Here is a 6,233-nt window from a genome sequence, read left to right as displayed (position 1 = left end):
ATGGAACCGCTCGGCTATATCCCGCCCGCTGAAGCTGAGGCAAACTACTACCGGCAACTCTGCAACCCAGTTGCAATGCCGGCATCAACTTAAACCAACCAGCCTCCACGATTCCCGGGGCGGTTCATACGGTTCTGTCTTCAAGCTCAGGGACGAAATACAAGTCGTCCATCAGTACCAGCGTATGCGATTTGCCATCGCTCGCTTGTTCGAACCGGCCGAACACGCCCGCTTCCTCCAAGCTGCGGTGGACGAAGTTCCAGTCGTCCTCCCACTGGACCCGGTTCGAGTACTGCGGCAACGATTCGCGCAAATCGAAACGATACGCCCCGCTCGCCTGCGGGTGCTGATCGAAGACGTCCGCCAAGATCTGCTCGCCCGTCTGCTCTTGCCAGTCGCGCATATCCCTGCGCAGCGGCAAGAAGCACAGCCAGGAGCAGAACCGCAGTTGATAAAAGGACAAATAGCCGTCGCTAGCCAGACGGGAGAACGTCGTCACAAACCCGTGATGCGGGCAATAGCCACCGTCGGTCTGCTGTAGCCACAGCGTGACGGGCTTACCGATCATGGCTTGCAGATCGATTTCCCGGCCTTTGATGGATGCGGCTTCGACGACGAACTCGTAATCGCGGCCGAGTCGCGACACACCTTTCGCATACAAAGGAAGCAGCCAATCTTCACCGAGTGGCGTATCGAGCCGAATTAGGCGGCCGCGTTGACTGCCCCCGGCATAGGCCGCTTCAGATAGCGCGTTGGATCCCATGGAGATCGGCCCTCTCAGCCTTTTTGCGTTTTATTGGGCCCGATTTTATCGAATCGTCGGATCAAAGGCCATGGTGCCAACGTGGCTCCGCCCTCCGAGCCGACCGACCGATCTTTTCACTGCTTCCCGACACCATGCATCGTGCAGAGCACCCCGGTTACCCGATTGCGCCTCGGATGAGCACTCAAATGAGCACCACTTACGACCTTCTACACTAAACAGCCCAACTCGCCTCTACCTTCACCAATATTTCTCGTCAATCCCTAAAACCCTCAACGACAACTTTGCGCAACATGTGCGTCCGTTGTCGCACTACGAGCTACAAGGCGCTGCGGGCGGGCGCGGCGCCGGGTCCCAGCATATGAATATGGCAATTAAGAGACACCTGCTAGCGAGACTACGATTTGCTTGGCCACAGGCATGTATTTTTGCTAAATTAGTAACCAAAGTAGCAAAACAAAGTTCTGCAAATGTAGTTTTACTTCAAACGAGGAGACACCGCCCACGAGCGGCCTCGAACCCGAGCGCGGCGCATCAGGCCCACCAAGCCAGCAGCTAGCCCTCGAGCGTTCCGAAGGATCTCCCTGATACTGGATTCCCGCTCGGGCGATGGCCTCGCCCGAGCGCTATTCGCAGTAGTGGCTTCACTTTTGACAGGGTAAATGGAGGAGAAGATGAAGAAAGCATTGCTCGCCGCGGCGCTCATGTCGGCTGGTGTCATCGCGCACGCCCAAAGCAGCGTGACGCTGTACGGCCGCTTGGATGCCGGCCTCGAGTACATGTCGGGCCTGCCGAACGCCAGCTACACGGGTTCGACTTCGCGTTGGCGCGCTGAAAGCGGCGACTGGGGCACGAGCTTGTGGGGCATGAAGGGCGTCGAAGACATCGGCGGCGGCAACCAAGTCCTGTTCAAGTTGGAAGGCAGCTTTAGCACGATGAACGGTACGGGCCCGGGCAACAACGGCCTGTTCAATCGCTGGGCAACCATCGGCCTGTCGAACCCCACGTACGGTACGTTCTCGTTGGGCCGGATGCTCTACATCTCCAACGGCGTGTGGGACTTCGATCCGTTCGGTCAATCGAACTGGTCGTCGGCGTCGCTCGTGCGTGGCCGCAACTGGCCGCAGTCGAGCAACAACATTGCCTACCAATCGCCGAAGTGGAACGGTTTCGACGTCTACGGCCAGTACGCGCTGTCGAACGCGACGAACTGGAACGGCAACGGCACGACGCCGCAAGGCCGCGAAGCGGGTCTGCAATTGACCTACACGAGCCCGCTCTTCCAAGTGCGCGGCATGTACGACGAAATCCGCAACCCGGGTACCGGCACGCTGAACGGCGGCGACGGCGCATTCTCGTATTCGCGTGAATACACCGCCGGCGTCAACGTTTTCCTCGGCCAATTCAAGATTCAAGGCGTCTACCAAGCACTTCGTACGTCGGGCTACAACGGCGCCGCTGCGGCTCCGACCTCGCTCGATCACGAATGGGGTGGCATCACGTGGCAAGCCACGCCGGCAGCAGCTGCAATCGCCGCCGTTTATCACGTGAATGCAAACAACGGCTTCGGCAACGCCACGATCTTCACGATCGGCGGTTCGTACAACTTGTCCAAGCGCACGCTGCTCGACATCCAGATCGCAACGGTGCGTAACAGCAAGTCGGCGAACTTCGGCCTCGACGCGAACGCGTTCGGCAACGGCGGCAACATCACGTCGGGCACGACGACGTCGTACAACGAAAACCCGCTGCCCGGCCACAGCCAAACGGGCGTCTACGCCGGTATTCAACACTCGTTCTAAGCGAGTGGCGTAGCGAAAAAGAACAGATTTAACTGAGTTTCACAGTTTCAAGTTTCACGCTGCTGCGAGAGGCGCGTATCGGTGCGGTGTCCCGTCAGGGCGTCGCACCTTTTTTTTGTATCTACGTTCTTGTTATCTATAGCGGCTAGTGCCGATCGCGTCGGTACGACTCACCGCACATCGCCGCGAGCCGGAGCCGATGCCGGCACGGGAGCCTCGCCGCGCTCACGTGCCACAAAATACCCGGCCCGTCGTTTCAACGAAGTGCTTCGACCGTCAAACCGCCGCTTCGTTCTCTTCCCCGGTCCGAATCCGGATAACCCGCTCGACTTCCGTCACGAAAATCTTGCCGTCGCCGATCTTGCCCGTGCGCGCGGCGCCGATGATCGCGTCGATGACTTGGTCGCACTGGGCCGCCGCCACCACCACCTCGATCTTCACCTTGGGCAGAAAATCGACGACATACTCGGCCCCGCGATACAGCTCCGTATGCCCCTTCTGACGGCCGAAGCCCTTGACTTCCGTGACCGTCAACCCCGTCAAGCCGACTTCGGCCAGCGCTTCACGGACTTCGTCGAGCTTGAACGGTTTGATGATGGCGGTAATGCGTTTCATGATGTGCCTCGTGTGAGTCCGACAAACAAGTGGATCGATTCTACGCCGCGGTGCGGCAAGTTCATTGAACCGGTTCGGTGTAGCGCGACGTGATCGGGTAGCGCCAGTCGCGCCCGAATGCCCGATGCGTCACGCGAATGCCGATCGGCGCCTGGCGTCGCTTGTATTCGTTCAGCTTGATCAACCGCGTGACGCGCGCCACGTCTTCGCGCGCATAGCCGGCCGCGACGATCTGCGCCAGCGAGCAATCCTCTTCCATGAACATGCGCATGATCGCGTCGAGCACCTCGTAAGGCGGCAAGCTGTCCTGATCGGTCTGGTTCTCGCGCAATTCGGCCGAAGGCGCGCGCGTGATGATGCGCTCCGGAATGACGTCGCGTTTAGCGAACTGCGACGCGCCGTTGCGGTAATGGCACAGACGATATACGAGTGTCTTGGCGATGTCCTTGATCACGGCAAAGCCGCCCGCCATATCGCCGTAGAGCGTACAGTAGCCCACGGCCATTTCGCTCTTGTTGCCCGTCGTTAGCACGAGCGAGCCGAATTTGTTCGATAGCGCCATCAAAAGCGTGCCGCGGATGCGCGCCTGGATGTTCTCCTCGGTCGCATCCTCGGGCAAGCCCGCGAATTCGCTCGACAGCGCGCCGCGAAACGCTTCCATCATCGGCGCGATCGTGATCTCGTCGTAGCGAACGCCGACGCGCCGCGCCATCTCGGCGGCGTCCGACGTGGAGATCTCGGCCGTATAGCGCGAGGGCATCATGACGGCACGCACGCGCTCGGCGCCCAGCGCGTCGCAAGCGATGGCAAGCACGAGCGCGGAATCGACGCCGCCGGACAGCCCGATGATCACCCCCGGGAATCCGTTCTTGCCGATGTAATCGCGCACGCCGAGCACGAGCGCCGCGTACACCTGCGCTTCGAGCGAATCCGCCGGTGCGACCTCGCCCGGAAGGGGGCGGCCGTCCTCGAATTCGACGATCGAATGGCCTTCGACGAACTGCGGCATGCGCGCGACCATCGCGCCCTGTCCATCGAGCACGAACGAGCCGCCGTCGAAAATCAATTCGTCCTGGCCGCCGACCATGTTCACGTAGGCCACGGGCAGGCCCGTTTCCGCGATCCGCGAGCGCGCGATGTCGACCCGCGTCGCTTCCTTGTTCATGTGGAACGGCGAGCCGTTCGGAATCAACAGCACCTGGGCACCCGCCGCTTTAGCAAGCTGGGCGGCCGACGCATGCCAGGCATCTTCGCAGATGATGATCCCGTATTTGATGCCGTCGAGCGTGAAGACGAACGGCGCGGTGGCCGAGGCGAAATAGCGCTTCTCGTCGAACACCTCGGTATTCGGCAGGTCTTGCTTCATGTAAGTGCCGAGAACCTGCCCGTCGACGAGTACGGAGGCCGCGTTGTACGTATCGACAGGTGCCACGCCGCGCTCGATGGGCCGGTTTGCATTACCATGACCGCTCGCGCCGTCGCCGTTCGAGCCGCGGTGCGGGTGGCCGACGATCACATGCAGTCCGGCCAGCGGTTTCAGGCGCTGCGCCAGCTCGGCGAGCGCCGCGGCGCTGGCCTCGTAGAACGCCGGACGAAGCAACAGGTCTTCGGGCGGATAGCCCGATAGCGAAAGCTCGGGCGTGATCACGAGCTTGGCACCGTCTCGGTGCGCGGCTTGCGCGCACTCGACGATCTTCGCGATGTTGCCGGCGAAATCGCCAACGGTAACGTTGATTTGAGCTAAAGCGATACGGGTCTTCATGGGCAGTGAGCGGCAAGCGGCCTATGCGACCGGATGACTCGACAAAAGGAACGACGCTCGCGTGCACGCAGCGTGCCGTCCCGCGGAACACGGTTAGACAGTTGAAACAGGAACGCATCGATTATCGCATGGGGCTCCTCGGCTCGCCGGCCGAAGTCGACGCACGTGAGTGGAACGCGCTCGTCGCGCGCCAGGATCAGCCAACACCGTTCCTGCGCCATGAGTTTTTGAGCGCGCTCACGGCCACGCAATGCGCGACGGAAGACACCGGCTGGGGACCGCGCTTCGTCACGCTCGTCGACGAGAATACAGGCGCGCTGGCTGCCGCCGCCCCGCTGTACGTGAAGAATCATTCGTACGGCGAGTACGTGTTCGATTGGGCCTGGGCCGATGCCTATCAACGCAACGGGCTCCCGTACTATCCCAAACTCGTCTGCGCCGTGCCCTTTACGCCCGTGCAAGGCACGCGGCTGCTGGCGGTCGACGACGCCGCGCGGCGCCGGCTCGCCGCGACGCTCGTCGCGCTGGCGGAGCAATCGGACGTCTCGTCGCTGCATGTGCTCTTCCCCACGGAGCAAGAGGCCGACGCGCTTGCCCAAATGGGCATGATGCGCCGTCAAGGCATCCAGTTCCATTGGCTCAACGACGGCTATCGCCACTTCGACGATTTCCTCTCGACGCTCGAACAAAAGAAGCGCAAAAACATCCGAGCCGAGCGCCGCAAGGTGCGCGACGCCGGGATCACGTTCCGGCGCGTGCGCGGCGAGGACGCCACCGACGCCGATTGGCGTTTGTTCAACAAGTGCTACCGGCAAACGTACCGCGAGCATTTTTCGTCGCCGTACCTGAACCTCGATTTTTTTCGGACGATCGGGCGCTCGATGCCGGAGAATCTGCTGCTCGTCATCGCCGAGTACGAAGGGCGGCCGATCGCGAGCTCGCTGCTCGTCTATCAGCGCGATGCCAAGACGGGTGGAACGCTGTACGGCCGTTACTGGGGCGCACTCGAACACGTGCCGTGCCTGCACTTCGAAACGGCTTACTATCAGCCGCTCGAATTTTGCATCGAGGAGAAACTGGCCGTGTTCGAGGGCGGCGCGCAAGGCGAGCACAAAATGGCGCGCGGTTTCCTGCCGACTGTCACGCACTCGGCGCATTGGCTCGCGCATCCCGCGTTCGCCGACGCCGTCGCGCGCTTCCTCGACAACGAAGCGAATTTGATCCACGCGCACGTGGACGAGCTGCGCGAGCACGATCCGTTCAAGAAGCGCGCTTAAAGCGAGACGAGATG

At 61.4% G+C, this 6,233-nt stretch carries 5 protein-coding genes; 2 read left to right on the top strand and 3 right to left on the bottom strand.

Annotated elements, in window-relative coordinates:
* Positions 1 to 124: 124 nt before the first annotated feature.
* Positions 125 to 763 (bottom strand): phage late control D family protein, encoded by a 639-nt coding sequence (locus tag C0Z18_RS29995; protein ID WP_102649079.1) that lies wholly within the window; start codon positions 761 to 763, stop codon positions 125 to 127.
* Positions 764 to 1,437: 674 nt separating this feature from the next.
* On the opposite strand from C0Z18_RS29995, the gene C0Z18_RS29990 reads away from it, so the two are divergent.
* On the top strand, positions 1,438 to 2,565 hold the full coding sequence (locus C0Z18_RS29990; protein WP_102649087.1) for a porin: 1,128 nt from the start codon (positions 1,438 to 1,440) through the stop codon (positions 2,563 to 2,565).
* 276 nt (positions 2,566 to 2,841) lie between these two features.
* Here C0Z18_RS29990 and C0Z18_RS29985 read toward each other — a convergent pair whose 3' ends face one another.
* Both C0Z18_RS29985 and C0Z18_RS29980 read right to left on the bottom strand, forming a co-directional pair.
* Entirely contained in the window at positions 2,842 to 3,180 is a 339-nt protein-coding gene (locus C0Z18_RS29985) for a P-II family nitrogen regulator (RefSeq protein WP_102649078.1), read from the bottom strand.
* Between the two features lie 61 nt (positions 3,181 to 3,241).
* Positions 3,242 to 4,942, bottom strand: coding sequence for an NAD+ synthase (locus C0Z18_RS29980; protein WP_102649077.1), 1,701 nt, complete (start codon positions 4,940 to 4,942; stop codon positions 3,242 to 3,244).
* A 101-nt stretch (positions 4,943 to 5,043) separates the two neighbouring features.
* On the opposite strand from C0Z18_RS29980, the gene C0Z18_RS29975 reads away from it, so the two are divergent.
* Positions 5,044 to 6,219: a GNAT family N-acetyltransferase gene (locus C0Z18_RS29975; RefSeq protein ID WP_199189586.1), complete on the top strand. Its 1,176-nt coding sequence runs from the start codon at positions 5,044 to 5,046 to the stop codon at positions 6,217 to 6,219.
* Positions 6,220 to 6,233 lie beyond the last annotated feature (14 nt).

Source organism: Trinickia dabaoshanensis, assembly GCF_002879885.1.
Classification (GTDB): domain Bacteria; phylum Pseudomonadota; class Gammaproteobacteria; order Burkholderiales; family Burkholderiaceae; genus Trinickia; species Trinickia dabaoshanensis.
Note: the sequence above shows the minus strand (reverse complement) of the source record. Positions and strands in the feature narration are given on the sequence as shown.